This is a genomic window from Streptomyces sp. NBC_00273 (assembly GCF_036178145.1).
Lineage (GTDB): Bacteria > Actinomycetota > Actinomycetes > Streptomycetales > Streptomycetaceae > Streptomyces.
Genome location: NZ_CP108067.1, coordinates 6,593,836 through 6,619,077, shown reverse-complemented (window position 1 = coordinate 6,619,077; position 25,242 = coordinate 6,593,836). Strand labels below are relative to the sequence as shown.

Below are 25,242 nucleotides of genomic sequence, written 5' to 3'. Positions count from 1 at the left end.
CCAAGTCCCGCTGTCCGCACGACGGCTCGCCGGGAGCCGGCCGTCCTCGCAGAGCCCGTACCCATGTTGCCGCGCGGGTCCTGATGGCGATCCTCGGGCACGCGCGGCGCGCGGACAGCGGGCACGTGGACCGGCTGCTGGAGCGACGTCCCGGCCGCTGCGGCCGCGCGGCGAGGACCGGCCCACGAGGTCAGCGCGGGGATTCGACCAGGCCGGTCGCGATGAGTTCCTTGGTCCGGGCGACTGCTTCCGCGATCTCAGGGTGCCGGCCGGCAGGCGGGTAGAAGTCGACCGCGCCGACCGCGCCGTGGTTCGCCCACAGGCACGTGGTCATGGGGAAGGTCTCCAAGACGTTCTTCTGGCAGGTGATCGCCGCCGTCTTGGTGGTGACCGTCTCCGCCTCGCCGACCAGGGTGCGTTCGTGGTCCTCCGCCAAGGATTCGGTGTACACGGTCTTGACGGTCTTGAGCGGGTCCGGAACGGCTCCGTAGAGGTCGTACTCGGCCGCGATGTGCGGTGCCGTTACCGTCCGCCCTTCGACGGCGAGACTGATCCGGTCGGGCCCGTGGCAGACGTAGTCCTCGGAGTCGTTCTCCCCCTTGTGCTCGGGCAGGGAATCGTCCTTGTGGGCGTTGAGCCCGTACCGGATCGAGCCGCGCTTGCGGTCACAGGTCATGTTCTGGACCGTCGGCACCTGGGACTTCTCGTACCGGATCCCGGTGTCCTTGCCGAGCGGCTCCGACTCCGGCTCCGATGCGTCACCGCCCACCCCGCAAGCAGCAGAGCCAGTCCGACGGCCCCCATGACGCCCTTCAATCCGCGCACGTTCGCGCCCCCTCGCTGCTCACACCGCCTGATGATCAACTTCAAACCATAGGCGAGCAAAGCCGGTTGTCCGGCATCCAGCGGGAGAGAAAGCGGAGCGCCCGGCTCCGGGGGCGGGTGAGCGGCCGCCGGCAAGCACGAGCAAACGCCTGCCTCCGATGCCAGAAGGGGCTCAACTGTCCACCAATGGGCCGCGCCTGTGTGACACCCGGCCTCGCGCCGCCATGCACGAGGGGTCCCTACGCGCGGGAAAAGACCGGCTATGTGTTCACCACCCGGACCGGTCGGCCCATAGAGCCGCGGAACGTGTACCGATCCTTCACCCGGGCGACCGAGGACGCCCTCGATCGGGTGGCCCGATTGCACGACGTGCGGCACGGGACAGCCACTTTGCTGACCACCGCTGGGGTACCGCCCCGGGTCGTGATGGAGATCCCCGGGCACGCGCAGATCGCCGTCACGATGAACAAGTGCGCGCACCTCTTCCAGGACGCGCAGCGCGCGGACATCCGGCACGTGAACCGGATGCTGCACCGTCGGCCGCCGACCGGGCGGGCCACTGCCGTCACTTGGAACTTCGAGGGCCCCCAACCATGATCGGTTGGGGGCCTTCGTACTGGTGGGCGCGGACGGTTTCTAACCGCCGACATCTGCTTTGTAAGCTCGCCCGGCCCTCGCCCATAGCCCACTCAGCCCAGGCGGCGACGCCTCTCCACGACCGCCCTGCACTGTCGGTGTCCACCCCCGTTGATGTCACCCGTGGATGTCAGAGGCAAGCCGCCCACCGGCTCACTTCCTCTTCCGAAGCTTCCGCATCTTGGCTTCGGCTTCCTTCTTCTTCCGCTGCGCCACTCCATAGCTCGACCAGCCGCCCTGGTGTAACTGACACCGAGAGCTGTTCATGATCGCGGGCTTGGTACACGGCCGCCCCTTGCTTGTCTGCGCCCCACACCTGGGCTGCGTCATCCGCCCCCACCTGCTTCCAGCGTCATCGACAATCGGACCCCGGGATGGTCTCGCCAAGGAGAACCAGTGGGAAGGCGCAGGCAAGGCGGACAGGAGCACCGCCGGCACACGGCTCCGCAGGGCGCGCGTGTCTCACGCGTATCACCAGGTCAGATGGTCTAGGGGTGCCATCCGTAGCGACGCCAGTCCATGCATAGGCCGCAATAGGCTGGGCCGCCCACTTCGTGCTGCCACTCTGCCTCAAGGATGCCTAGTCGGGTGCACACGGCCATGGATACCGTCGACCCATGCAGTGGGTCACCCTGATCAGCACCATAGTTGGCGCTGCGATCGCCACCGGATCCGCCATGCTGCTCGACAGGCGCCGATGGCAGCGAGAGCGACTGGACCGTGAAACCCAGACGCGTCGCACCTTGTATGGGGAGTACCTGGCATGCCTCTCTGAGGCCCGTCACACCTCTGGCAACGTGGCTCGGGATCCGGACATGCCTCTTCCTGTGCGGCGCACCACCGCCCGTGCAGCGTTCGGACCATGTATCGGATTGCGCTACCAGATGACCATCACAGCACCTACCCGGGTCGTAGAGGCCTCTGAAAGTGCGTTCCGTCAGCTACGTCGCCTCCGCGACCTCGTGATGGAGGGTGTATTGGTCACCGAGCCGGCCTACTTGGAGGGGCGCCGCGGCTACGATGACGCCCTTGCCGCACTGCGCCTCCGTATGCGAGAGGACCTACGTGAGGGCGGCAGTGCGCTCTGAGCTTGGGAATCACCGATCTTCCCGCCCGATCCGGCTCGTAACCAGCCGAAACGGGTGCCAGGGAGGACCTTAGGGCTCGCCCCGGCACCCGCCGTTGACTGCTGTTCCCCGCCGTACCTGGCACGCGTCTGGCACGGCCGACCTTCCGATCCGTAACACTATCTAGATCGGGCGTTGACCGTCATGCAGGCCGCCCGGAAGGGTCTGACGGGCGCTGCGGCCCGTAGTCGGTTGCTGTGGCTGCTGCATTTCGCTGCTGTACGACAGCACGCTCCGAGGTACTCCCACTCGGTCGATGGTGGCCATATCTGCTCAAGCCCACGGGCAATGAATGCCGACCGGTGGAGGCATCTGACCCGTCATCCCACGCACGGGATCCACCCCAGCTCGATCTGCGACGCAATGACGCTAGCAATGTCGACATGCTCCGAATGGCCCGAAATCGCACCCGTGCCCCATGTCAGTGCTGCGGTGGCTAGCGCCACAATGAGCGGATAGAGGAGGTCGCGACGAAAGTCTCGATCGACCATGACTGCTCCCGTTCGTGGGGCGGCATGAGTTGCCTTTGGGTTGGCAATCCATCCGCTGCGCCTCGTTGGCGTTAACGAAACCATGCGATATTGAGCACTTTGGCGTGAATGGTAACGTTCGTGGACTCAGCGGGCGAAATCTTGTAGGGATGCCATAGAGACACGCATCTGCCCAGGTCAGAGCCTATGGCTGAGGCCCTCCCACCTGGGGTGGCAGAGCAAACGAGAGTGGCACGTGACCACGGGATCGACGGAGCCTCAGTGGCTCACGCCAGCCAGCATGACGACACGCTCATCGGCCACAGCGAGGCTGGTACCGACGCGGAGCGACCACACCGGCCGGCACCACGCCGCGGCAGCAGCTGCTCCCCCCGCCAGCCCATCCGCGTTGGTGCGGTCGCCTCACGCTCCCGTCATCCGTGACGTCGGGGGTACGGCGCCCGGCCCAACTCAGGCCTGACAGTCGGCCAGCCTTGCGCAAGAGGCCACCCCTCCCTCGCCGCTGGCCGTCTTTTGGTACCCGTCCCGGCCACAGTGGGCAACGCTCCCGGCCACGCATGCCATGTGACGGTTGCCGCGTCTGAGCGACCGCCGGAGCCGTACTACTACTCCAGGAGCGTTGGCGATCCGCCGCTGCTGTACCGCCAGCCCTGCGGACCCCGACTCGCGCCGGGGCCCTGGGATGGTCAGCCGGCGTAGTCGTGGTGGTCGCGGGGATCGTAGCCGCGGTTACAGGTGGGGCAGAGGGTGAGGCCCTCGGGGTCGTCGGAGTGCGGGTTGGGGATGATGCCGCTGTCGCACTGGGGTCGGTGCACGCCATGGCGTGCTCCTTCGAGGTCGGTGCCGTTGTCCTGATGGGCACCGACCTGCACGGTTCTGGGAGGGGCCGAGAGCGAGGGACTTCTCGGACCCCCGGCCGGGTGACACACGGGTGGTTTCACCTCAGTGAGCACATACGCGCATCTATGGTGCGTCTCGCTCTCTTGCACACGTGGCGCACCGAGGAGTAAACGCAGCATGACGACATCGCCAGACCAACAGCCTGCCCAGGCTTATTACGGGCAGCCTCCTACCATCATCATCAACAACAGCAGCTCCGCAGCGGCATCGGCTGCCGCAGTCATCGGTGGGGCAGGAATGAGGCGTCGACGGCAGTCATTTGGCGTCCATTTCTGGCTGTTTATGTTCACAGCGGGCATCGGAAACGTCTTCTACGCGATGCATGTGAGCCGCTGGAACAGGGACCGGGGTCTGTAGCAGCGGGCCGATAGCCCGGAGGCCCTTCCCCATCAGCGCGGACAGGGAAGGGCCTGCATCAGATCTCCCCTGGACGACGCGCTCATCAGCCACGACGAGACCGGTACCGACGCGGAGCGACCACACCAGCCGTGGCCACGGCGCGGCAGCAGCTGCTCCCCGTCCGCCCATTTCCGGTGGTGCGGTCGCCTCACGCACCCGTCATCCGTGACGGCGGGGGTACGGCGCCCGGCCCAACTCAGGCCCGGCAGTCGGCCGGCCGTGCGCAAGAGGCCACCCATCGCCTGCTCCGCAAGCGCGTCCGAGACATTGTCTCGGGCCTCGAAGGTGAGTTGATGGCTGTCGTCAACGAGAACGTGTCGGCATCCGAGCTTCACGAGCACTGGGTGGAACTCTCCTACATCCGAGGACCGTCCGGCCGGGAAATCTCAACCGCCGTCGACGACATCGAGGCCGTATGAGACGCAGGGGCCGCGGCAGACGCCCGCGGGCCCGTGTCGACGCGCCCACCTCTGGCTCGCCCCTTGGATGTCGATCGTGGATGTCATGTGGCGTCGATGTGGCGTGCGAAAGCCCCCAACCATGATCGGTTGGGGGCCTTCGTGCTGGTGGGCGCGGACGGTTTCGAACCGCCGACATCTGCTTTGTAAGAGCAGCGCTCTACCCCTGAGCTACGCACCCGTGGATGAGTGGACAGCCTACATGGCGCGCACGCCCCCCACGCAAACCCGTTCGCGTGGGAGAGAATGGACCGGGGCATGGCGGACGCGGTACGGGAGAGGGATTGTGACGACGGCATCCCGGCGGTGGTTCGGCGGGCGGGACGAGAGTCGGCGGGCGGATGCGCAGGCGGCGAAGGATGCCGCCGCGGCCGCGTTCTACGAGCTGGACACGGCGCAGCGGGACCTGCGGATCTCGATCGAGACGATCGCCGCGGCGGACGGGTCGCCCGCCGCGCGGCAGGCGACCGAGGGGTTCGCCGCGCTGGGGCGGCGGATCGACGAGGTCAGTCACGTCTACATCGAGGCGGTCGACGCGCACGACCTGGACCGGGCCGAGTTGGATGCCTCGGTCGCCATGCGCGCGCGGGAGCAGCTGACCCGGGCGCGGGACGAGCTGGTGCGGGTCCAGGGGGAGCTGGAGCGGTTCGCGCAGGGGTTGCAGCCGCTGCTGGACAAGGCCGAGACACAGCTCGCGCGGGTGGCGCCGGCCCGGGAGCGGGCCAGGGCCGCGCTGCTCGGGGCGAGTGACGCGCTGGACGCCGTACGGGCCAAGGGGATACGGGCCGATGACCTCGCGGCGCGGCTGGCGGCGCTCGGCCCGGAACTGACCAAGCTGAACCAGGGCGCGGGCCAGCACGGCGTGCAGGAGACGGTGCAGCGCGCCGACCGGATCCTGCGGGATGCGGAGGCCGTACGGGCCGAGGCGGCGCGGCTGCCCGAGCGGGCGGCGGAGATCGACCGGCGGCTGGTGAGTCTGCGGACGCGGGCACAGGCGTTGCGCAACCGGGCGGACCGGGTGGATCCGGTGCTCAGTGAGCTGCGGCGGCGGTTCAGTGCGGCCTGTTGGCAGGACCTGCAGCACGTGCCGGACCAGGCGGTACGGGACGTGGCGCGGGCCGAGGAGCAGCTGCTGGAGGCCGGCCGGGCCCGGGACGAGCAGCGCTGGGCCGATGTGGGGGCGCTGATCGAGGCGGTCCGCGGCTCGCTGGACGCGACGGACGAGGCGGTGTCGGCGGCGCAGGACCGGCTGACGCGGCTGGAGGCGGTGGCGCGGGATCCGCAGGCGGAGGTGGAGCGGACCCGGTTCGCGATCCGGGACGCGCAGCGGCTGGCGATGGCGGGGCGCAGTGTGCCGGATCCGCGGCACGCGCAGCCGCTGGACGATGCGGTGGCCCGGGTGACCCGGGCGCTTTCGGCACTGGAGGGGCGGCACCCGGACTACTGGGCGTTCCTGCTGGAGATGGCGGACGTACGGGCTGCCGTGAACCGGGTGGTGAGCGGGATCCGGGCCGAGCGCGGGCACGCCTAGGCCACTGCCCCGGCGGGCACCCGGTTGTTTCTGGGCGGTCCGCGGCGGATGCTGGGAGGTGCCGGGAACGGAACAGAGGAGGGCACCATGGCTGCCCACACCACCCACGAGCCTCCCGCGGCCCATGAGCCCTACGTGGCTCACGCGGCCTACGGGTGCACCGAGCCGCACGAGCACTACGCGCCCTACGTCGCCCACGAGCCCGATCCCAACGCGCCCGTCCCGCCGCGCTTCGCCGACACGGTCTCGCGGCGCATGGCACGCGTGCTGCATCCCGTCAACGCGCAGCTCGACGATCATCTGCCCACCGACCACAAGCTCGGCCAGGTGTATCGGGTCGGAGCGGGGCTGATGGGCCTGCTGCTGGTGGTGTTCGGGATCCTGGGGCTTGTCAATCAGATCGGGTTCTTCGACACCGGCGGGGACACGGTGCTCGCCCTGAACACCAACGGGGCGCTGAGTGTCCTGTCGATCTGCATCGGCGCGCTGCTGATCTACGGGATGGTGGTGGGCGGCACCTTCGCCTCGACCCTGAACATCGTGCTGGGCGTGCTGTTCATCGCGAGTGGCTTCGTGAATCTCGCGCTGCTGGACACGGAGCTGAACTTCCTGGCCTTCAAGATCCAGAACGTGCTGTTCAGTTTCGTCGTCGGCGTGATGCTGATGTGGTTCGGGATGTACGGGCGGGTGGGCAGCGCCCTGCCGCACGACAATCCGTACTGGCGGGCCCGCCACCCCGAGCAGGCGGCCCGGGAGGACCGGACGCGGCGCGTTCAGGGGCGGGCCCCCGCGACCCCCGTCATGCACGGCCGCTGCCCCTAGCCGCGGCGTACGTAGCGCCCGGGCGTCGGCCGCGCTTAGCCTGTGCGCATGCCTCGATACGATTACCGCTGCCGGACCTGCGACGACACCTTTGAGGTCAGCCGGCCCATGGCCGAGTCCTCCGCGCCCGCCGACTGCCCGGCAGGGCACTCCGACACCGTGAAGCTGTTGTCAGCCGTCGCCGTGGGCGGCACGAGCAGCGCTCCCGCGCCCGCGATGGGCGGCGGGGGCGGCTGCTGTGGTGGCGGCGGCTGCGGCTGATCCCGGGAAGGACGGCCTAGCGCTTGCGTGACAGGGTCAGGCCGTCCGAGATGGCGAGCAGGACGGATTCCATGCGCGGGTCCGCCGACACGTGGTCGTTGAAGGCGCGGACGCCGGCCGCCGCGCCCGTGGCCGACTCGTCGAGGACCGTGCCGTGGAACAGCGTGTTGTCGGTGACGATCAGGCCGCCCGGGCGCAGTCGCGGGACGAGCTCCTCCCAGTAGGAGATCTGGCTCTGCTTGTCCGCGTCCACGTAGGCCATGTCGATGTGCGGTTCGGTCGGCATCGCGCGCAGGGTCTCCAGGGCCGGTGCGATGCGCAGCTCGATGCGGTCCGCGACGCCCGCGTCCTCCCAGGCCTGCTGGCCGTACCGCGTCCACTCCTCGGAGACGTCGCAGGCGATGAGGCGGCCGTCGGCGGGCAGCGCCTGGGCCATCGACAGGGCCGAGAAGCCGGTGAAGGTGCCGACCTCCACGATGTGGCGGGCGCCCGTCAGCCGCACCAGGAAGGCCAGCAGCGGCCCCTGCTCCTCCGCCGACTGCATCCCGGCCACGTCCGGGAATTTGGTGTACGTCGTCGCCACCAGCCCCCGCTGGACCCGGTCCAGCGGGGGGTTGTGGTCGAGCATGTACCGGTAGAGCTCGTCCGTGATCTTGGTGCTGTTGCCCTTGGTCATGCGTCCAGTCTGCCCAGTCGGGCCGCCTCCTGGGCGAATGCGCGCACGATTTCCTCTCCCGCGAGGACGCCCGCCGTGGCCAGGGCGGTCACCGTCGGCGCCGTCCAGGCCGCGTCGGCCAGTTCGCCGTGGCCCGGGCGCCAGGCCGCGTCCGCCGCCAGCAGCAGGTCCGCGTCCAGCAGCGAGTCGCCGGCCGCGAGGGTGGTGGATGCGCCCGTACGTCGGGCGACCTCGCGCATCGCCGCGCTCTTGGTGAGCGGGCGCGGGACCGCGTAGATCTTCCGGCCCTGGAGGGAGACCGTCCAGCCGCGGTCCTCGGCCCACCGGGTCAGGGACTTGAGCCATTCGTCCGGGACCAGGGCCCGCTCGACGACGAGGTACGCGAAGAGGTCCTCCGCCAGGCGCGCCTTGCGCAGCCACACCGGGTCGGCCGTGGCCAGCAGGTGCTGGTGCACCTCCTCCAGGGGGGCGCACTCCTCGGCCAGGCGCGCCGCGACCTGCCGCCGCCAGTCCCGGTCCGGTACCCCGTCGACGAGCAGCTGCCCGCCGTTGGCGCAGATGGCGTACGGGGCCGGGCGGCCGGGGAAGCGGATGCGCTGGTACTGCTTGCGGGTCCGGGTGGTGGTGGGGACGAAGACCACCGAAGGGTCGGCCGTCAGCTCCGCCAGCAGTCCCGCCGCCGTCTCCGTCATGTAGGACAGCGGCTTGCTCTCGTGGACCTCGACGCACAGCAGCCGCGGGGCCACCGGATCGGGCATGGTCAGGCCGAGGGCGGCCGTCGAGTAGATGAGCGTACGGTCGAGATCACTGGCTACGAGGACAGTCACTTCGAGGCCACAGCCTTTCCGTCGGCGCCCGTGGCGCCGCGCGTGAATCGGGGGTGGATGAGTCCTACGCACGTGTAGGGCAGTCCGTCGACTTCTTCCACCGGGACACCGCGCTGCTCGGCGAGCAGCCGTACGTGGTCCAGGTCGGCCCCGGCGCCGCGCTGCGCCAGGATCTTCCACGGCACCCGGCGCAGCAGGACGCGGGTGGTCTCGCCGACGCCGGGCTTGACGAGGTTCACGTCGTGGATGCCGTACTCCTCGCTGATCCGCTCGACCGCCGCCCAGCCCTCCCAGGTGGGGGTCCGGTCGGCCGCGAGCAGCTCCTTGACCTCCTCGTCGACGGCGTCGGCCACCGCGTCGAAGTGGGCGGCGACGGTGTCGACGAATGCGACGGAGACGTCGGCTCCGGCGAGCTCGCGGTAGAACTTCGCGCCGTGGAAGTCGGCGGGACCGACGAGGTCGGACCTCAGCACCGTACGCGAGATGAGACCGGAGACGGTGGAATTGAGGCAGGCGGAGGGGATCAGGAAGTCCTCCCGGGTGCCGTACGTGGGCACGCAGGAGCCGGGGTCGGCGAGGACGACGATCTCCGGGTCGAAGCCCGGGAACTCGGCGAGGGCGTCGCGCAGCTCGCGGGTGATGGCGCCCTTGCCGGTCCAGCCGTCGACGAAGACGACGTCGGCCGGATCGTGGTGGGCGGCCAGCCAGCGCAGGGCGTTGGCGTCGATGCCGCGGCCGCGCACGATGGAGACGGCGTAGTGGGGCAGGTCCAGCCCGTGGCGGGCGCGGGCCCAGCGGCGCATCAGTACGCCGACGGGGGTGCCGGCTCGGGCCAGGGAGACCAGGACCGGGGACGGGGAGCGCTCGGCGAGGACGGTCTCGGTGACCGTGCCGACGGCCCGGGCCACGCGGACGGCGGAGGCGGCCAGCGCGCTCTGGTACAGCTCCTGGTACTGGGGGGACGGCTGGTACTCGACGGGCAGGGACTCGGCGTAGTGTGCGCCGCCCGCCTGTATCGCCTCCTCGCGCTCCTCCGTCGGCGCCTCCAGCTCGACGTCGGAGAAGTCCTGGAGCAGCCAGCCGACGTCCTCGGGGGCGTACGAGGAGAAGGCGGGGCCGCGCAGGGGCTCGCGCAGGGTCGGGTCGGACAGCTCGGTCGGGTCGGACAGCGCGGTCAGCTCGGACAGCGAGGTCGGCTCGGTCAGCTCGGTCATGATCGGCTTCGGCTCCCGCCGGTCGGGGGTGTAGGACGGGACGACGGCCAGGACGACGTGGCCGGTGTGCGGGGCGAGGGCCGCCAGCAGTCCCGTGTGCAGTTCGGGGGTGTCCCCGGCCGAGTCCACGACGGCGACGACGGCGTCGAAACCGGCACCGTCCGTGCTGTGGACGTTGTAGGCGTAGCGGTCGCCGGGGCCGTCGGCCGGGGCGTCGTGGGCCGGGAAGACCAGCCGGGTGCGGATGGCGTATCCGGGGTCGTCGACGGCGAGCACGGGTGAGCGGGTGGTGGTCGAGAAGCGGACCTCGCGGGCCGCCCCCGCGTCCTCCAGGGCTTTGGCGAGGCGCAGCGGCGCGTACATCAGCTCCTCGTTGCCGAGTACGAGGACCCGCCCGGGGTTCTCGCCCAGCGCGGCGGCGAGCCGGCCCGCGAGCTCGGGCAGGGCCGCCTCCAGGCGGGTGCGGTGCGCCGCGGTGAAGCCGTGGCGGCCGCCGTCGGGGACGCCCGCCGGCCAGTCCAGGTCCACGCGGGTGACCGGCCGCGGGGCGTCCGCCGCGTCGGCGGGGCCGCCCCGGTCCCGCTCGGGCGCGGCGGTGCGCGCCTCGTACTCCTCGACCAGCGCCTGGCCCTTGGCCAGGACGCCGTCCGGGAGGGAGACGGTGCCCGAGGCGAGGGCGATCAGGTCCACGCGCGCGCCCAGCTCGGCGGCGAAGGCGGTGAGCCGGTCGCGGTCGGCCGCCGACCGCATGTCGACGAGGGCGACGACGACGTAGTGCGAGCGGGGGTGGCGGGCGTGCAGGTCGCGGATGGTGTTCAGGACCGTGTTGCCGGTGGAGAACTCGTCGTCGACGAGGACCAGGGGCCCGTTGCCGGCGAGCAGCTGCGGGTCCTCGGGCAGCAGCAGGTGCGAGGTGGCGTGCGAGTGCGCCTCCTCGAAGCCGCCGGCCGCCCGCACGCCCGGCACGGGCCGACGGGTGGAGTGCAGGTAGGGGGCCGGGCCGAGGCCGTCGGCCACGCAGTGGCCGAGGCCGGTGGCGGTCTCGGCGTAGCCGAGGACCACGGCGGCCGCGGCGCCGTCCTCGCCGAGCAGCGCCCGTACGCGTGCGCCGAGGTCGAAACCGGCGGCGTGGACGACGGTCGGGGACTGCGGGACGTGCTTGCCGAGTACCTGCGAGACCAGCAGGTGTGCGCGCTTGGGGTTGCGCCGCAGGGCCAGTCCGAGCAGCTCCGTCAGCCGCGGACCGTCACCGGAGTCCTCCAGGCCCACGCCCAGCCGGTCCGCGACCCAGGTACCCGACCACACCTCTTCGATCGTCTTGCCTTTCTTCGTCATCGTCATCGTCATCGCCTGGGCCTGGGCCTGCGTCCGCGCGGGCGCGTTCACACCTGGAGCCCGGCCGTGAGCAGGTCGACGAAGCCGACCTCCTCCTTCGCCACCCCGAAGACCTCGGCACGCAGCATGGTGCGCTCGGCCCAGGCCCGGTGGGGCTTCACCTCGTTCATCTTGTTCGTGTAGGCGGAACGCATCACGCCGCCGCCGCCACGCTCGGGCCGCAGGATGTCCTGCGCATCGCAGAACTCCTCGTGCGAGACCACTGACAGCGCGTGCACGGGCGTGACGTGGGCGGGGTGGATGCAGGTCTTGCCGAGCAGCCCGTTGGCCCGGTCCAGCTCGATCTCGCGCAGCAGTCCGTCCAGGTCGTGCTCGATCAGGGCGGTGCGCAGTTCCTCCACGCCCTCCTCCAGGAAGGGGCTGCGGCGCAGCTGGGGCTTGAAGAGGCGCTGCTGGCTGCGGAAGTACTCCCAGACGGGCCCGGTCACCGTGAAGCCGGTGCCGTCGGCCCGACTGAGGACGTTGACGACGTCCGCGATGACGCCCGCCACGATCTGGACGTCGTAGGCGGTCATGTCGGGCGTGCGCCGCAGGCCGTAGGCCGAGCAGAAGTCGGTCACGCCCAGCCGCAGCGCCAGGACGCGCTCGCGGTGGCTGTTGACCGTGCGGGAGATGCCGGCGAGGGCCTCGACGCGGGTTTCGAGGTGGAGGAGGCCCGGGGTCTCCAGGACCGGCATGGCGTACAGGCGGGGCAGTCCGCTGACCGCCTCCGCGTCGGCGACGGCCTCGAGGAAGGCGACCCCGCGGTTCTCGTCGAACTTCGGGAGTACGAATCCGGCCAGTCGCCGCACGGAGCCGCCCAGCCGGCGCACCAGGTCGGGTATCTGCTCGGGCGTGCGGACGCGGATGAAGAGCAGCGGGAGCTCCGCGCCGTCGACGTCGAGCTCGCAGAAGTGCCGGATGAGGTTCTCCTCGGCTCCGGCGACATCGCCGTCGCTGATGGAATCCTCCAGGCAGAGGACCATCGAGACGACCCCGCGGCCGGCCTGCTTGCGGATGTCGGCCGCGAGCGTGGGCCGGGTGGCCGGGCTGTAGAGCGTGGCTCCCAGCGCCGCCGCGAGGACGCGGGCGGGCGAGGCTCCGGTGAATTCCGCCGGTTCCTGGTGGAAGAGGTCCTTACGGACGGTGGGCGATATGTGCCCAAAGTGACGCATGTGCTATCCCCCGTACTGCCTCGGCGGCCCAACTGGCATGGCCGGTAATAGTACGTACGAACGTGAGTCAAGAGTTCCTCAAGCACATGAAGTTCAGGTAACCCTCTTGCACCATGCCCAGGTCTCGCGTTCGAGACAAGGCCCTACGGGGGGCCGCATTGTCCCTGTCCACCCCGGGAGGGCAGGATGACGTGCATGACGCACGCGATGCAGAAGGGCTCGAACATCCCGGTGACCCCCGTGGCGGTCCGGGCGGTGCTGCGCTGGACCGCCGGCCCCGAGGTGCCGGACGTGGACGCCTCGGCACTGCTCGTCGGCCCGGACGGCCGGGTGCGTTCGGACGAGGACTTCGTCTTCTACAACCAGCCCCGGCACCCCTCGGGCGCCGTCTGGCGACTCGGCAAGAAGCAGATCGGTGACGCGATCACCGATGCCGTGCAGGCGGACCTGCGCACGGTGACGCCCACGGTGGACCGGATCCTGGTGGTCGCCTCCGCCGAGGACGTCCCGTTCCGCCGGGTCAGCGACCTGCGGATCCTCCTCTACGACGCCACCGCGACCGGCGGCTCCGAACCGCTGGCCTACTTCGACGTACGGCCCGAGACCGGCGCCGAGACGGCGCTGATCTGCGGGGAGCTGTACCGGCGGGGCGAGGGGTGGAAGTTCCGGGCGCTCGGCGAGGGCTACTCGGACGGACTGGTGGGGCTCGCGACCGACCACGGGATCTCGGTCGACGAGAACGCGGCCGCGTCCGAAGCGGCTCCCGCGGCCGGCCCTGCCTCCGGGCCCGCCTCCGAGCAGACGGCGATGATGGCCCCGCCCACGCAGGCCCCGCCGCCCGTCCAGCCCGCCTACGGGTACCCGCAGCCGGTCTCCCCGGCCCCGGTGCCGGGTCCGGGCGGCGATCCGTCGTTCCGGCTGCCGGTGCAGGGCCCGCAGTTCATCCGCCGCTGACGCAGCTGACGGCCGACGCCGCCGAGGGCCCCGAGGACGGTCACCCGTCCCGGGGCCCCGGTCAGTTCTTGGCGCTCTTGTAGCCCCGCCCCCACTGGAGCCCCCAGCCGTACAGCCGGTCCAGCTCGGCCTGGAACCCGTAGACGAACTTCACCTCGCGCCGCACCACGAGCTCGCCCTTGACCTTCTCCAGGGAGACGACCGCGCAGGACCGGGCCTGCGGGTGCCGCTCGTCCAGCGGGATCTCGATCCGCGGCCCCGTGACGGGGTAGAGGGTCACCATGGCGTGCGTCCGGTCAAAGGCCGGCGTCTGGTCGTAGATGTAGACGAAGACCAGCAGGCGCTTGATCTCGTCGGCGTGGTCGAGGTTGACGTAGAGGGTCTCCCCCGACGCCGAGCCGAACCGGTCGTCCCCGCTGAGCTTGACGTACGGCGGATCGTTGAGGTCGCCCAGCAGGTTCCCCAGCGGCTGCACGGCCCCGCGGGTGCCGTCCGTCAACTCGTACAGGCAGCCCATGTCGAGGTCGACATTGACCATGCCCTGGGTGTGCGCCTGCACCATGTCCGGCTTGAACAGCTTGAACGGATGCCGGAACAGCTGGCCGCTCTGGCCGGAGCGGCCGCCGATGTCCGAGGTCCGCATGCGCCAGGACAGGTTCACGCGCAGATTGCCGTGGACGGCCCCCTGTTTGGTGAGCGACACCGTCGAATGTCGTTTGGTCAGCTCGATCGCGTTCGACGAGGCACTGCCCGACTGGAACTGCACGGCCCGGCTGCCCATGATGCCGTCGAAGAAGCCCATCCCCTACCCCCTGGTCCCCTGATCCCCTGATCGGCCTGAGCCTACGGAAGCGGGGCGGCCCGCCGGGTCCGTGGACCTGGTGGACCGCCCCGCAATGGAGCGTTCCGCATTACCGCCGCCGTCATGCCTCGGCGGTGGAACCCTCCAGTTCCAGGCGCTTGTTGCGGCGCACCGAGGACCAGAAGGACCATCCGATGAGCAGCACGCCGACGAGACCGGTGATGATCTCGTTGATCTCGTACTGGATGGTGACGAGCAGGATCACGGCGAGCGCGCCGATGGCGTAGTGCGCGCCGTGCTCCAGGTAGACGTAGTCGTCGAGGGTGCCCTGGCGGACCAGGTAGACCGTCAGCGAACGCACGTACATGGCACCGATGCCGAGGCCGAGGGCCATCAGCACGATGTCGTTGGTGATGGCGAAGGCGCCGATGACCCCGTCGAAGGAGAAGGAGGCGTCGAGCACTTCGAGGTAGAGGAACATGAAGAAGGCGGCCTTGCCGGCCATGGCGACGGCCGAGACGGGCTTGCCGCTCCGCTTGGCCTCTTCCTCGGCCTCGTGCTCGGCTTCCTCCTCTTCCTCCAGCTTGTTCTCGAAGTAACCGGAGAGACCGCCGACGATCATGTAGGTGATCAGGCCGAGGACGCCGGAGATCAGGACGGTCTGCGCCTTGTCCACGTGGACGCCACCGTGCTGGTGGGCATTGGCCCCGACCGTCATCGAGGCGATGACCAGGACGATCAGCGCGATGCAGGCGGACAGCATGTCGATCTTGCCGAGCTTGGCGAGCGGGCGCTCCAGCCACGCGAGCCACTTGATGTCACGGTCCTCGAAGATGAAGTCGAGGAAGATCATCAGCAGGAACATGCCGCCGAAGGCGGCGATGGACGGGTGGGCGTCCGTCACCAGCTGCTCGTACATCTCCTTGTCGGAGAGGGCGAGGTCGACGGCCTCGATGGGGCCGATCTTGGCGCTGATCGCGACGATCACAACGGGGAAGACCAGGCGCATGCCGAAGACCGCGATGAGGACGCCGACGGTGAGGAAGATCTTCTGCCAGAAGGCATTCATCTTCTTCAGGATTCCGGCGTTGACCACCGCGTTGTCGAAGGACAGCGAGATCTCGAGGACCGACAGGATCGCGACGATACCGAAGGCCTGCCACCCCCCGTAGAACACCGCTGCGACTAGACCGAGCGCAGTGATTGCGAACGACCAGCCGAAGGTTTTCAGAACCACTGGCACCCCATCGTCTTGTACGGCTTTACGAAACGTTGACCCCGAAGTCTAGAGCGATGCCTCGGAGCCCCGACGCGTACCCCTGCCCCACCGCACGGAACTTCCATTCACCCCCGTACCGGTAGACCTCGCCGAAGATCATCGCGGTTTCGCTGGACGCGTCCTCGGACAGGTCGTAGCGGGCCAGTTCCTGTCCGTCAGCCTGGTTCACGACACGGATGAAGGCGTTGCTGACCTGGCCGAAGCTCTGCCGGCGGGAGTCCGCGTCGTGGATCGAGACCGGGAAGACGATCTTGTCCACGGCCGCCGGCACCTTGGTCAGGTCGATGATGATCGACTCGTCGTCGCCTTCACCCTCGCCGGTGAGGTTGTCCCCGGTGTGTTCGACGGAGCCGTCGGGGCTCTTCAGGTTGTTGTAGAAGACGAAGTACTCGTCCCCCAGCACCCGGCCGCTGTTGCACAGCAGCGCGCTGGCGTCGAGGTCGAAGTCGGCTCCCGTGGTCGAGCGCGCGTCCCATCCGAGACCGATCAGAACCCTGGTGAGGTTCGGTGCGGCCTTGGAGAGTGAGACATTGCCCCCCTTGGCGAGTGTGACGCCCATGTTGTGGTCCTCCCCGGACGACGGTGTGGCGGTATGGCGGTATGGCGATGTGCCGGTGCAGCGGGCGGTGCGGTGTAGCCGGTGGTGCGGGCGGTGCGGTGTAGCCGGTGGTGCGGTGTGCCGCCTGCGGTGGTGTCCGCAGGTAAAGCCGGTCCGGCGCCGTACACACAGTGCACGGCGCCGGACGGACGAACTGCTCTCGGGCTCAGACGTTGACGCCGAAGTCCTGCGCGATGCCGCGCAGGCCCGATGCGTAGCCCTGGCCGATGGCGCGGAACTTCCACTCCGCACCGTTGCGGTACAGCTCGCCGAAGACCATGGCGGTCTCGGTCGAGGCGTCCTCGGAGAGGTCGTAACGCGCGAGCTCGGTGTTGTCGGCCTGGTTCACCACGCGGATGTACGCGTTGCGGACCTGGCCGAAGCTCTGCTGACGGCTCTCGGCCTCGTAGATCGAGACCGGGAAGACGATCTTGGCGACGTCGGCCGGGACGCCGGCCAGGTTGACCTTGATCGCCTCGTCGTCGCCCTCGCCCTCACCGGTGGTGTTGTCACCGGTGTGCTCCACCGAGCCGTCGGGGCTCTTGAGGTTGTTGAAGAAGACGAAGTTCGCGTCGCTGGTGACCTTGCCCTGGTCGCTGGTCAGGATCGCGCTGGCGTCGAGGTCGAAGTCGACACCGGTGGTGGTGCGAGCATCCCAGCCCAGACCGACGATGACCGCCGTCAGGTTAGGCGCGGCCTTGGTCAGCGAGACGTTGCCGCCCTTGCTGAGGCTGACTCCCACGGGTCCTCCATTGGGTTCTGTGTGTGGGGCGGTGCCCCGTCGTGCAGGGGGCCCTCCCGGTCGTGACCGGGGGAGCTACCGGATCAACGTTTCGATCCTAGTGACGGGTTCCCGCCTGTAAGCGGTTTTCGCAGGGAAAATGCGTGTACGGCCCGCTCGCGTGCGCTCAGAGACTGTCGAGCGCCTTGATGTACTCGTTCAGGTCACGCGCGTCGGGCAGTCCGTTGACGACAGTCCAGCGCACGATGCCGTCCGTGTCGATGATGAAGGTGCCGCGGACCGCGCATCCCTTGTCCTCGTCGAAGACGCCGTAGGCGCGCGAGGTCTGCCCGTGCGGCCAGAAGTCCGACAGCAGCGGGTACTCCAGGCCCTCCTGCTCGCCGAAGACCCGCAGGGTGGGCACGGAGTCGTTGGAGACGGCGAGGAGCTGCACGTCGTCGTTCTGGAAGCGCGGGAGCTGGTCGCGCAGCTCGCACAGCTCGCCGGTGCAGACGCCGGTGAAGGCGAACGGGTAGAAGAGCAGCACCACTGCCTTCTCGCCCCGGAAGTCGGAGAGCCGAACGGCCCGGCCGTGGTTGTCCTTGAGCTCGAAGTCCGGGGCCTTGTCGCCGACCTCGATCGCCATTTCTCGCATCCCTTCGTTCCCGCATCCCCGCGTTGGGCTGTTCGGGTGAGTCACAGACTAGGTCCTGATCGCGGCACGGGCACGGAACGCACGCACCCCGCCGACCGGGGTCACCTGGTCGGCGGGGTGCGGTTGCGTGTCCGCTCGGCTGCGGTTGCGGCTCAGCGCTTGGCCTTGGCCGCCTTCGGCGTCACCAGCTTGGTGGACGTCCACTCCTTGCCGACGGGCAGGCCCTTGGCCAGGGAGAGGCCGGCCGTCTCGGCGGCCTCGCTGATGTCACTGGCCTCGACGTAGCCGTCACGGCCCGTCTTGGGGGTCAGCAGCAGGATCAGTGCGCCGTCCTCGACCAGCTCGGTCGCGTCGACCAGGGCGTCCGTCAGGTCGCCGTCCTCGTCGCGGAACCACAACAGCACCGCGTCCGCGACGTCGTCGTAGTCCTCGTCGGCGAGCTCGCTGACGAGCTTCTCGACGGCGTCACGGAATTCCTGATCGACGTCTTCGTCGTAGCCGATCTCCTGGACCACCTGTTCGGACTGGAAACCCAGCCGGGCGGCCAGGCTCTCCGCGTGGTCCGCGGTCGCGCTCACGGGGTGCCTCCTGCTCATGTTCGGTGAATGTCTTCGGCGGCGCGCGTACGCGCAGCATTGGGCGTAGTCCACACGGGCGCGGCGGATCGCGCAAGTACCCGGCCGTCGAGACCGTCGAAACGGTGACGATTGCGGCCGTCTCGCCGCAACTTTCAGCCTTCCCGTGTGCACCTCTCGTGATTCATCCCACACCATTCCAGCTCATTCGGCATCATCGTCGACGCTTGAGGACTTTCCTACCTGTTTGAGGGACGAACGGTCGTACGAAGCGAGCGCCCGACTTGGATGCAAGGTTGCGGTTTGACCCGACTCGCTACGGATCCCCGCCGACCCTTCCCCCACCGGTTCCACCGGGTTCCCTGCGGTTTCCAGGGATTACCCGGTGGTAAAGATGAAGATTTCGGCCCGGCGTAAGAGCATGGGAGGCGGCGAACCCCCAAGGCACGACTCCCCCCGACAGCGAAGGAACAGCGTGGCTTCCGCACCCGATCGCAATCCGATCATCATTGGCGGCCTCCCGAGTCAGGTCCCGGACTTCGATCCGGAGGAGACCCAGGAGTGGCTCGACTCGCTCGACGCCGCAGTCGACGAGCGGGGCCGTGAACGCGCCCGCTACCTGATGCTGCGGCTGATCGAGCGGGCCCGCGAGAAGCGCGTGGCCGTGCCGGAGATGCGCAGCACGGACTACGTCAACACGATCGCCACCCGGGACGAGCCGTTCTTCCCCGGCAACGAGGAGATCGAGCGCAAGGTCCTCAACGCCACCCGGTGGAACGCGGCCGTCATGGTCTCGCGCGCCCAGCGTCCCGGGATCGGCGTCGGCGGCCACATCGCCACGTTCGCCTCCTCCGCCTCCCTCTACGACGTGGGCTTCAACCACTTCTTCCGGGGCAAGGACGAGGGCGACGGCGGCGACCAGATCTTCTTCCAGGGGCACGCCTCCCCCGGTATCTACGCCCGCGCCTACCTCCTGGACCGACTCACCGAGCAGCAGCTCGACTCGTTCCGCCAGGAGAAGTCGAAGGCCCCGTACGGCCTTTCGAGCTACCCGCACCCGCGGCTGATGCCGGACTTCTGGGAGTTCCCGACCGTCTCGATGGGCCTCGGTCCGCTCGGTGCGATCTACCAGGCGCGGATGAACCGGTACATGGAGGCGCGCGGTATCGCCGACACCTCCAAGTCCCACGTTTGGGCGTATCTCGGCGACGGCGAGATGGACGAGCCGGAGTCGCTGGGCCAGCTGTCGATCGCGGCGCGCGAGGGTCTGGACAACCTGACCTTCGTCGTCAACTGCAACCTGCAGCGCCTCGACGGCCCGGTGCGCGGCAACGGCAAGATCATCCAGGAGTTGGAGTCGATCTTCCGGGGCGCCGGCTGGAACGTCATCAAGCTGATCTGGGACCGCTCGTGGGACCCGCTGCTGGCCCAGGACCGCGACGGCATCCTCGTCAACAAGATGAACTCCACCCCCGACGGGCAGTTCCAGACGTACGCCACCGAGTCGGGCGCGTACATCCGCGAGCACTTCTTCGGCGGCGACCAGCGGCTGCGCTCGATGGTCGAGAACATGTCCGACCAGCAGATCCAGCACCTGGGCCGCGGCGGTCACGACCACAAGAAGGTCTACGCGGCGTACGCGGCGGCCAAGGCCCACAAGGGCCAGCCGACGGTGATCTTGGCCCAGACGGTCAAGGGCTGGACGCTCGGCCCGAACTTCGAGGGCCGCAACGCGACGCACCAGATGAAGAAGCTGACGGTCGACGACCTCAAGCGCTTCCGCGACCGTCTGCACATCCCGATCACGGACGCGCAGCTGGAGGGCGGGGCCCCGCCGTACTACCACCCGGGCCCGAAGTCCCCCGAGATCCAGTACATGCACGACCAGCGCAGCGCGCTGGGCGGGTACGTGCCGACCCGCGTGGTGCGCGCGAAGCCGCTGCAGCTGCCGGACGACAAGACGTACGCGGCCGCCAAGAAGGGCTCCGGGCAGCAGTCGATCGCCACGACCATGGCCTTCGTGCGCATCCTGAAGGACCTGATGCGGGACAAGGAGATCGGCAAGCGCTTCGTGCTGATCGCGCCCGACGAGTACCGCACCTTCGGCATGGACGCCTTCTTCCCGAGCGCCAAGATCTACAACCCGCTGGGCCAGCAGTACGAAGCGGTCGACCGCGACCTGCTGCTCGCGTACAAGGAGTCCCCGACGGGCCAGATGCTGCACGACGGCATCTCGGAAGCGGGCTGCACGGCCTCGCTGATCGCCGCGGGTTCGGCGTACGCGACGCACGGCGAGCCGCTGATCCCGGTCTACGTCTTCTACTCGATGTTCGGGTTCCAGCGCACGGGTGACCAGTTCTGGCAGATGGCCGACCAGCTCGCACGCGGTTTCGTGCTCGGTGCGACCGCCGGACGGACCACCCTCACGGGTGAGGGCCTCCAGCACGCCGACGGCCATTCGCAGCTGCTGGCCTCGACGAACCCGGGCTGCGTGGCGTACGACCCGGCCTACGGCTACGAGATCGCGCACATCGTCAAGGACGGTCTGCGGCGGATGTACGGCCCGGAGGCGGAGGACGTCTTCTACTACCTGACCGTCTACAACGAGCCGATCCAGCACCCGGCCGAGCCGGCGGACGTCGACGTGGACGGCATCCTGGGCGGCATCCACCGGGTGTCGCAGGGCACCGAGGGCACGATCGGGGCGCAGCTGATGGCCTCGGGCGTGGCGGTGCCGTGGGCGCTGGAGGCGCAGCGGATCCTGGCGGCCGACTGGGGCGTCCGGGCGGACGTCTGGTCGGCGACCTCCTGGAACGAGCTGCGGCGCGAGGCGGTCGAGGTCGAGGAGCACAACCTGCTCCACCCGGAGGAGGAGCAGCGCGTCCCGTACGTGACGCGGAAGCTGTCGGGTGCGGAGGGGCCGTTCGTGGCGGTCTCGGACTGGATGCGGGCGGTTCCGGACCAGATCTCGCGGTGGGTGCCGGGCGCGTACACCTCGCTGGGCGCGGACGGCTTCGGCTTCGCGGACACCCGTGGTGCCGCGCGGCGCTTCTTCCACATCGACGCCCAGTCGGTGGTCCTGGCGACGCTCACCGAGCTCGCCCGGGCGGGGAAGGTCGACCGCTCGGTGCTGAAGCAGGCGGTCGACCGGTACCAGCTGCTGGACGTGACGGCGGCGGACCCGGGCGCGGCGGGCGGCGACGCGTAGTCGCTGCGCGGTAGGCGTGGTGGGCGGGTCCCGGCTCCGGCCGGGGCCCGCCCACCTTTATGGATTCCTTACGATGCTCGGCATGAAGGAACCCTCCCGCCAGCTGGTGTGGGAGCGGCGGAGCCAGACCCCGCTGCTCCTGCTCGCCGTGGCGTTCGCCGTGGCGTACGCCGTGCCCATCGTCGCCCCCGACGCGCGCGCGGAGGTGCACCGGGCCTGCACGCACGTCGAATGGGTGGTGTGGGGCGCCTTCGCCGTCGACTACCTGGTCCGCCTGGCCCTCGCGGCGGACCGCAAGCACTTCGTCCGGACCCACTGGCTGGACCTGGCCGCCGTGGTGCTGCCGCTCGTGCAGCCGCTGCGCCTGCTGCGGCTGGTCGCCACCTTGATGCTGGTGGGCCGGCGGGCCCGGATGGCCCCGCAGATCCAGCTGACGACGTACGTGGCCGGTGCCGTCGTGGGGCTGCTGATGTTCGGCTCGCTGGCGGTGCTCAGCGTGGAGCGGGACGCCCCCGACGGGAACATCAAGAACCTGGGCGACGCCGTGTGGTGGTCCTTCACCACGATGACGACGGTCGGCTACGGGGACCATTCGCCGACCACCGGCCTCGGCCGGGTCCTGGCCGTCGGTCTGATGCTGTCCGGGATCGCCCTGCTCGGTGTGGTGACCGCCAACATCGCCGCGTGGTTCATCTCCCGCTTCGAACGCGACGACCGGGCGGACATGCTCCAGCTGGCGGCCATCCGGGAGCTGCAGGACGAGGTACGGGCGCTGCGCGGCGAGGTCGCCCGGCTGGGCGGCACGACGGCCGAGGTGGCCGCGGCCGACCCGCCGAACGCCCCGGCGCAGCGGGAAGCTACCTCTCCCACACCTTGAACGCCCGCACCTGGTAGGGCGACTGGGGCAGCCAGACCCCGTCACCCGGATAGGTCTGGAACTCGCCCGTCTCCGCGCACTCGGCCGACTGGTAGGTGGTCACCGGGCGCCCGGTGCGGTTGGTGAGCGACTGGGCGCTGGTCCCGGCCGGCAGCGCGGTGCAGCTGTTGACGTCCAGGTTGCTGAGCTCGTGCGTCTGCCGCGCTCCCTTGAACTCCGGTTTAGCCCACAGGCACAGCTGCCCGGTCGCGCAGGCCCCGAGGGTGGGCGGGCCCGCGGCGTGCGCCGTGGTCGCCGTACTCGGGAGGAGGGCGGTGAGGGCCAGGACGGTCGCGGCGAGGGTGGTCGTGATGGTGGCGCGATTGCTTCGACACGTACGCATGACGGGTCAACTCCTTGTGGACGGCGGGCACCCGGACCGTTTCCGAAAGCTCCGCCGACACCACGCTGACCTGCGGCGACGGGCGGGCGGAAGAGGCCCGGGGCGGGTCCACCCGGATAGGCGACAGCCCCGGCGGAACCCGTCGGCATGGCCTTCGTACGTACGGAGTTGACGCTTCCGGGAGTCGCGGGGCCGGGCCCACAACCGCCCTGGCCGAGGTGTGGAGCCGGCCGGACCCGCACCCGAACGTGTCGTGCGCGGGCGCTCATACCGGCCGGCGGAGGACCTCGGACGGCACGTCGCAAACGGCTTAACGCAGCAGTCGCGACCCCGTCGGTCACCGGTACGCTGACCGCCCACTCGGCGTCAGAAGGGAGCCCCGCGGTGCTGACCGACGAGCGGTCGCCGACGGCCGCGCCGGTGACCGGACTGCGCGAACGCAAGAAACGGCGCACGCGGAACGCGCTGCTGCGCGCCGCCCTCGTGCTGTTCCTGTCCCAGGGGTACGAGCGCACCACCGTCGACGAGATCACCGACGCCGTGAACGTGTCCCAGCGCACCTTCTTCCGCTACTTCGCCAACAAGGAGGAGGTCGTCTTCGCCCTCCAGGAGCTGGTCGAGTCGCGGTTCGTCGCCGAACTGCACGCCCGGCCGGCCGCCGAGGGACCGTTCGAGGCCCTGCGGGGAGCGGCGCTCGCCGCCTGGGACAGCGTGGAGGTGGCCCTGTCCGAGGTGGTCCCGGTCGATCTCTACATGCGCAGTTACCGGCTGATCGAGTCCACCCCGGCCCTGCTCGCGGTGCACTTGCGGCGCTCCACGGAACTGGAGGAGAGGATCTCCCGACTGATCGGCGCCCGCGAGGGGCTGGACGTGGACGCCGATCCGAGGCCACGGGTCGCCGTCGCGGCGTTCTGCGGCGTGATGCGCGTCACGGGGCGGCTCTGGGGGCGGGGCGAGGACACCAGTGTGGAATCGATCCGAGTGCTGACGGAGAGCTACCTCGATCGGATCGGCCCGGCGCTGACCTCCAGTTGGCGCGGGTCCGCGTAGCCCGGCGGCCCGCTCCGTCGGGTCCGCCGACGCGCCGGCGGGTCCTCCGCCCGGGCCTCACGGGGTCCCACGGTCGGCCGTGAGTCCTGTCACCCGGCACGCCTGTGGCGTAAGACGTCTCATAGGCTGGTCACAGTGAACGTGCCCGGCTTTGCCCACCCCACCGCTCTCGGCGCCGACCCGCGCCCTGCTGCCCTGCGCGCCCTGCTCGCGCTGGCGGTGGTCTTCATCATGCTGGCGACCACCGGCTGGACGGCCGTGCACCGGCCGGAGGAGGTCTCCCCGCTGCGGGTCGCCGCCCTCGGCGCCTGGTCCAAGGCGCGGATCGACGGCCGCCCGGTGCCCGCGGCGGACGCCCCGGCGCGAACGGTGGCCCGTTTCTTCGCCGGCCTCGACGGTGCCCAGCGCGCCCGGCTCGCCGACGGCTACCCGCTCGTCGTGGGCAACCTCGACGGGACGCCCGCGGCCACCCGGTACCGGGCCAACCTGCAGGGCCTGGAGCAGGCCCGCCGGGTCGAGGAGGCCCGCAGCCGCGACGTCGCGCTGACCCCGGCCGACCGGTCCACGGCCACCCGGCGCTCCCACCGCTTCGCCTCGCTCGCCCAGCCGAACCGGCAGATCTTCGCCTTCGACCCGACCGGCAACGGCCGCGTGGCCGAGGTCTTCGGTGACCTCGCCGGGGCCGAGCGGGTCTCGGTGATCGTCCCCGGCGTCGACACCGACGTGCTCACCTTCGAGCGCACCCAGCGCCGCCTGACCTCCCCGGTCGGCATGGCCGAGTCCTTGTACCAGGCCCAGCGGGCGGCCGATCCGGACGGCCGGACGGCGGTCATCGCCTGGGCCGGCTACACCGCTCCCACCGGCATCGGCGTGGACGCCGCCACGGGCCGCATGGCCGTCGACGGCGCCGCCCTGCTCAAGTCCCTGACCGCGGCCCTGCCCGGGGACGCGAGCGTGGCGCTGTTCTGCCACAGCTACGGATCGGTGGTCTGCGGGGTCGCGGCGCACGAGCTGCCGCGCCGGGTGACCGACGTGGTGGTGGCGGGCAGCCCCGGGATGCGCACGGAGAACGTCGCCGGGCTGCACACCTCGGCGCGGGTCTGGGCGACGCGCGACGAGGGCGACTGGATCGCGGACGTACCGCACCTGGAGGTCGGTGGCCTCGGTCACGGCGCCGATCCGGTCTCTCCGGCGTTCGGCGCGCGGCTGCTGTCCTCGGCCCGGGCCAAGAGCCACACCGGCTATTTCGCGCCAGGTACGGACTCGATGGACAACTTCGCCAAGATCGGAACCGGCGCGTTCGCTTCCGTTGTCTGCGCGACCGGGAACGACGCGTGCCGACGCGGGATTTCCGGGACAGAGCAGGACTGACGCGCGTAGAGGCGCGGAAACCGGTCCCCGCAACCGGGGGGACGCGCGGGGGCG

Annotated in this window: 24 protein-coding genes and 1 tRNA gene; 10 read left to right on the top strand and 15 right to left on the bottom strand. The window is 69.9% G+C overall.

Going from position 1 to position 25,242, the window contains the following annotated elements:
* Window positions 1-190 precede the first annotated feature (190 nt).
* Complete coding sequence (locus tag OG386_RS29375) at window positions 191-769, bottom strand: hypothetical protein (RefSeq protein WP_328790588.1); 579 nt, start codon at window positions 767-769, stop codon at window positions 191-193.
* On the opposite strand from OG386_RS29375, the gene OG386_RS46995 reads away from it, so the two are divergent.
* The gene (locus tag OG386_RS46995; protein ID WP_443053219.1) at window positions 754-1,422 is read left to right on the top strand and encodes a tyrosine-type recombinase/integrase; all 669 of its coding nucleotides are present in this window, start codon (window positions 754-756) and stop codon (window positions 1,420-1,422) included. The two genes, OG386_RS29375 and OG386_RS46995, sit on opposite strands and share 16 nt — an antisense overlap.
* Before the next feature lie 192 nt (window positions 1,423-1,614).
* Here OG386_RS46995 and OG386_RS29365 read toward each other — a convergent pair whose 3' ends face one another.
* Window positions 1,615-1,791 (bottom strand): HGGxSTG domain-containing protein, encoded by a 177-nt coding sequence (locus OG386_RS29365; RefSeq protein WP_328790587.1) that lies wholly within the window; start codon window positions 1,789-1,791, stop codon window positions 1,615-1,617.
* Between the two features lie 1,974 nt (window positions 1,792-3,765).
* Entirely contained in the window at window positions 3,766-3,894 is a 129-nt protein-coding gene (locus OG386_RS29360) for a hypothetical protein (RefSeq protein WP_328790586.1), read from the bottom strand.
* A gap of 777 nt (window positions 3,895-4,671) precedes the next feature.
* Here OG386_RS29360 and OG386_RS29355 point away from each other — a divergent pair.
* Window positions 4,672-4,797 carry a hypothetical protein gene (locus OG386_RS29355; RefSeq protein WP_328793587.1) on the top strand — a complete coding sequence of 42 codons (126 nt, stop codon included), beginning with the start codon at window positions 4,672-4,674 and terminating at the stop codon, window positions 4,795-4,797.
* A 145-nt stretch (window positions 4,798-4,942) separates the two neighbouring features.
* Here OG386_RS29355 and OG386_RS29350 read toward each other — a convergent pair.
* Window positions 4,943-5,017: transfer RNA gene (locus OG386_RS29350), tRNA-Val, on the bottom strand.
* A 105-nt stretch (window positions 5,018-5,122) separates the two neighbouring features.
* Here OG386_RS29350 and OG386_RS29345 point away from each other — a divergent pair.
* The 3 genes from OG386_RS29345 to OG386_RS29335 all read left to right on the top strand — a co-directional run bounded on the left by OG386_RS29345 (window position 5,123) and on the right by OG386_RS29335 (window position 7,450).
* On the top strand, window positions 5,123-6,367 hold the full coding sequence (locus OG386_RS29345; protein WP_328790585.1) for a hypothetical protein: 1,245 nt from the start codon (window positions 5,123-5,125) through the stop codon (window positions 6,365-6,367).
* A gap of 87 nt (window positions 6,368-6,454) precedes the next feature.
* Window positions 6,455-7,189: a DUF4383 domain-containing protein gene (locus OG386_RS29340; RefSeq protein WP_405787100.1), complete on the top strand. Its 735-nt coding sequence runs from the start codon at window positions 6,455-6,457 to the stop codon at window positions 7,187-7,189.
* Window positions 7,190-7,237: 48 nt separating this feature from the next.
* Window positions 7,238-7,450, top strand: coding sequence for an FmdB family zinc ribbon protein (locus OG386_RS29335; protein WP_094744670.1), 213 nt, complete (start codon window positions 7,238-7,240; stop codon window positions 7,448-7,450).
* 16 nt (window positions 7,451-7,466) lie between these two features.
* Here OG386_RS29335 and OG386_RS29330 read toward each other — a convergent pair whose 3' ends face one another.
* The 4 genes from OG386_RS29330 to OG386_RS29315 are packed head-to-tail and all read right to left on the bottom strand — an operon-like array spanning window position 7,467 to window position 12,716.
* Window positions 7,467-8,126: an O-methyltransferase gene (locus OG386_RS29330; RefSeq protein ID WP_328790584.1), complete on the bottom strand. Its 660-nt coding sequence runs from the start codon at window positions 8,124-8,126 to the stop codon at window positions 7,467-7,469.
* Window positions 8,123-8,953 carry an HAD family hydrolase gene (locus OG386_RS29325; RefSeq protein ID WP_327385647.1) on the bottom strand — a complete coding sequence of 277 codons (831 nt, stop codon included), beginning with the start codon at window positions 8,951-8,953 and terminating at the stop codon, window positions 8,123-8,125. The genes OG386_RS29330 and OG386_RS29325 overlap by 4 nt, the downstream gene beginning before the upstream one ends.
* The gene (locus OG386_RS29320; RefSeq protein ID WP_443053218.1) at window positions 8,950-11,508 is read right to left on the bottom strand and encodes a phosphoribosyltransferase; all 2,559 of its coding nucleotides are present in this window, start codon (window positions 11,506-11,508) and stop codon (window positions 8,950-8,952) included. Before OG386_RS29320 ends, OG386_RS29325 begins: the two co-directional genes overlap by 4 nt.
* Before the next feature lie 41 nt (window positions 11,509-11,549).
* A complete protein-coding gene (locus OG386_RS29315; protein WP_328790583.1) occupies window positions 11,550-12,716 on the bottom strand; it encodes an HpcH/HpaI aldolase/citrate lyase family protein in 1,167 nt (388 codons plus the stop codon).
* Between the two features lie 195 nt (window positions 12,717-12,911).
* Between OG386_RS29315 and OG386_RS29310 the strand changes: the two genes are divergently transcribed.
* Entirely contained in the window at window positions 12,912-13,670 is a 759-nt protein-coding gene (locus tag OG386_RS29310) for a TerD family protein (protein ID WP_328790582.1), read from the top strand.
* Window positions 13,671-13,731: 61 nt separating this feature from the next.
* Here the strand turns inward: OG386_RS29310 and OG386_RS29305 are convergent, their stop codons facing one another.
* The 6 genes from OG386_RS29305 to OG386_RS29280 all read right to left on the bottom strand — a co-directional run bounded on the left by OG386_RS29305 (window position 13,732) and on the right by OG386_RS29280 (window position 18,303).
* Entirely contained in the window at window positions 13,732-14,472 is a 741-nt protein-coding gene (locus tag OG386_RS29305) for a TerD family protein (protein ID WP_030009305.1), read from the bottom strand.
* A gap of 121 nt (window positions 14,473-14,593) precedes the next feature.
* Complete coding sequence (locus tag OG386_RS29300; protein WP_328790581.1) at window positions 14,594-15,709, bottom strand: DUF475 domain-containing protein; 1,116 nt, start codon at window positions 15,707-15,709, stop codon at window positions 14,594-14,596.
* A gap of 25 nt (window positions 15,710-15,734) precedes the next feature.
* Entirely contained in the window at window positions 15,735-16,310 is a 576-nt protein-coding gene (locus OG386_RS29295) for a TerD family protein (protein WP_030715379.1), read from the bottom strand.
* A 205-nt stretch (window positions 16,311-16,515) separates the two neighbouring features.
* Complete coding sequence (locus tag OG386_RS29290) at window positions 16,516-17,091, bottom strand: TerD family protein (RefSeq protein WP_030009302.1); 576 nt, start codon at window positions 17,089-17,091, stop codon at window positions 16,516-16,518.
* 166 nt (window positions 17,092-17,257) lie between these two features.
* Complete coding sequence (locus OG386_RS29285) at window positions 17,258-17,716, bottom strand: peroxiredoxin (RefSeq protein WP_328790580.1); 459 nt, start codon at window positions 17,714-17,716, stop codon at window positions 17,258-17,260.
* 161 nt (window positions 17,717-17,877) lie between these two features.
* Window positions 17,878-18,303, bottom strand: a complete 426-nt coding sequence (locus tag OG386_RS29280; RefSeq protein ID WP_189736701.1) for a DUF3052 domain-containing protein — start codon at window positions 18,301-18,303, stop codon at window positions 17,878-17,880.
* Window positions 18,304-18,775: 472 nt separating this feature from the next.
* On the opposite strand from OG386_RS29280, the gene aceE reads away from it, so the two are divergent.
* Window positions 18,776-21,508 (top strand): pyruvate dehydrogenase (acetyl-transferring), homodimeric type, encoded by a 2,733-nt coding sequence (aceE, locus tag OG386_RS29275; RefSeq protein ID WP_266596793.1) that lies wholly within the window; start codon window positions 18,776-18,778, stop codon window positions 21,506-21,508.
* Window positions 21,509-21,590: 82 nt separating this feature from the next.
* Complete coding sequence (locus tag OG386_RS29270) at window positions 21,591-22,385, top strand: potassium channel family protein (protein ID WP_327385639.1); 795 nt, start codon at window positions 21,591-21,593, stop codon at window positions 22,383-22,385.
* Here OG386_RS29270 and OG386_RS29265 read toward each other — a convergent pair.
* Window positions 22,366-22,767 carry a peptidase inhibitor family I36 protein gene (locus tag OG386_RS29265; RefSeq protein ID WP_327385638.1) on the bottom strand — a complete coding sequence of 134 codons (402 nt, stop codon included), beginning with the start codon at window positions 22,765-22,767 and terminating at the stop codon, window positions 22,366-22,368. The genes OG386_RS29270 and OG386_RS29265 overlap by 20 nt on opposite strands.
* Before the next feature lie 384 nt (window positions 22,768-23,151).
* Here OG386_RS29265 and OG386_RS29260 point away from each other — a divergent pair, with 384 nt between their 5' ends.
* Together OG386_RS29260 and OG386_RS29255 are read left to right on the top strand one after the other, a co-directional pair.
* On the top strand, window positions 23,152-23,817 hold the full coding sequence (locus OG386_RS29260; RefSeq protein ID WP_405787112.1) for a TetR/AcrR family transcriptional regulator: 666 nt from the start codon (window positions 23,152-23,154) through the stop codon (window positions 23,815-23,817).
* A gap of 219 nt (window positions 23,818-24,036) precedes the next feature.
* Window positions 24,037-25,188 carry an alpha/beta hydrolase gene (locus tag OG386_RS29255; RefSeq protein ID WP_405790707.1) on the top strand — a complete coding sequence of 384 codons (1,152 nt, stop codon included), beginning with the start codon at window positions 24,037-24,039 and terminating at the stop codon, window positions 25,186-25,188.
* Window positions 25,189-25,242 lie beyond the last annotated feature (54 nt).

Coding starts and splice junctions, on each gene's coding strand:
- OG386_RS29315 (WP_328790583.1), bottom strand. CDS start 12,716: ATGCGTCACTTTGGGCACATATCGCCCACCGTCCGTAAGGACCTCTTC.
- OG386_RS29330 (WP_328790584.1), bottom strand. CDS start 8,126: ATGACCAAGGGCAACAGCACCAAGATCACGGACGAGCTCTACCGGTAC.
- OG386_RS29310 (WP_328790582.1), top strand. CDS start 12,912: ATGACGCACGCGATGCAGAAGGGCTCGAACATCCCGGTGACCCCCGTG.
- OG386_RS29285 (WP_328790580.1), bottom strand. CDS start 17,716: ATGGCGATCGAGGTCGGCGACAAGGCCCCGGACTTCGAGCTCAAGGAC.
- OG386_RS29320 (WP_443053218.1), bottom strand. CDS start 11,508: ATGACGATGACGAAGAAAGGCAAGACGATCGAAGAGGTGTGGTCGGGT.
- OG386_RS29265 (WP_327385638.1), bottom strand. CDS start 22,767: ATGCGTACGTGTCGAAGCAATCGCGCCACCATCACGACCACCCTCGCC.
- OG386_RS29295 (WP_030715379.1), bottom strand. CDS start 16,310: ATGGGCGTCACACTCGCCAAGGGGGGCAATGTCTCACTCTCCAAGGCC.
- OG386_RS29340 (WP_405787100.1), top strand. CDS start 6,455: ATGGCTGCCCACACCACCCACGAGCCTCCCGCGGCCCATGAGCCCTAC.
- OG386_RS29305 (WP_030009305.1), bottom strand. CDS start 14,472: ATGGGCTTCTTCGACGGCATCATGGGCAGCCGGGCCGTGCAGTTCCAG.
- OG386_RS29355 (WP_328793587.1), top strand. CDS start 4,672: ATGGCTGTCGTCAACGAGAACGTGTCGGCATCCGAGCTTCACGAGCAC.
- OG386_RS29365 (WP_328790587.1), bottom strand. CDS start 1,791: ATGACGCAGCCCAGGTGTGGGGCGCAGACAAGCAAGGGGCGGCCGTGT.
- OG386_RS29270 (WP_327385639.1), top strand. CDS start 21,591: ATGAAGGAACCCTCCCGCCAGCTGGTGTGGGAGCGGCGGAGCCAGACC.
- OG386_RS29335 (WP_094744670.1), top strand. CDS start 7,238: ATGCCTCGATACGATTACCGCTGCCGGACCTGCGACGACACCTTTGAG.
- OG386_RS46995 (WP_443053219.1), top strand. CDS start 754: ATGCGTCACCGCCCACCCCGCAAGCAGCAGAGCCAGTCCGACGGCCCC.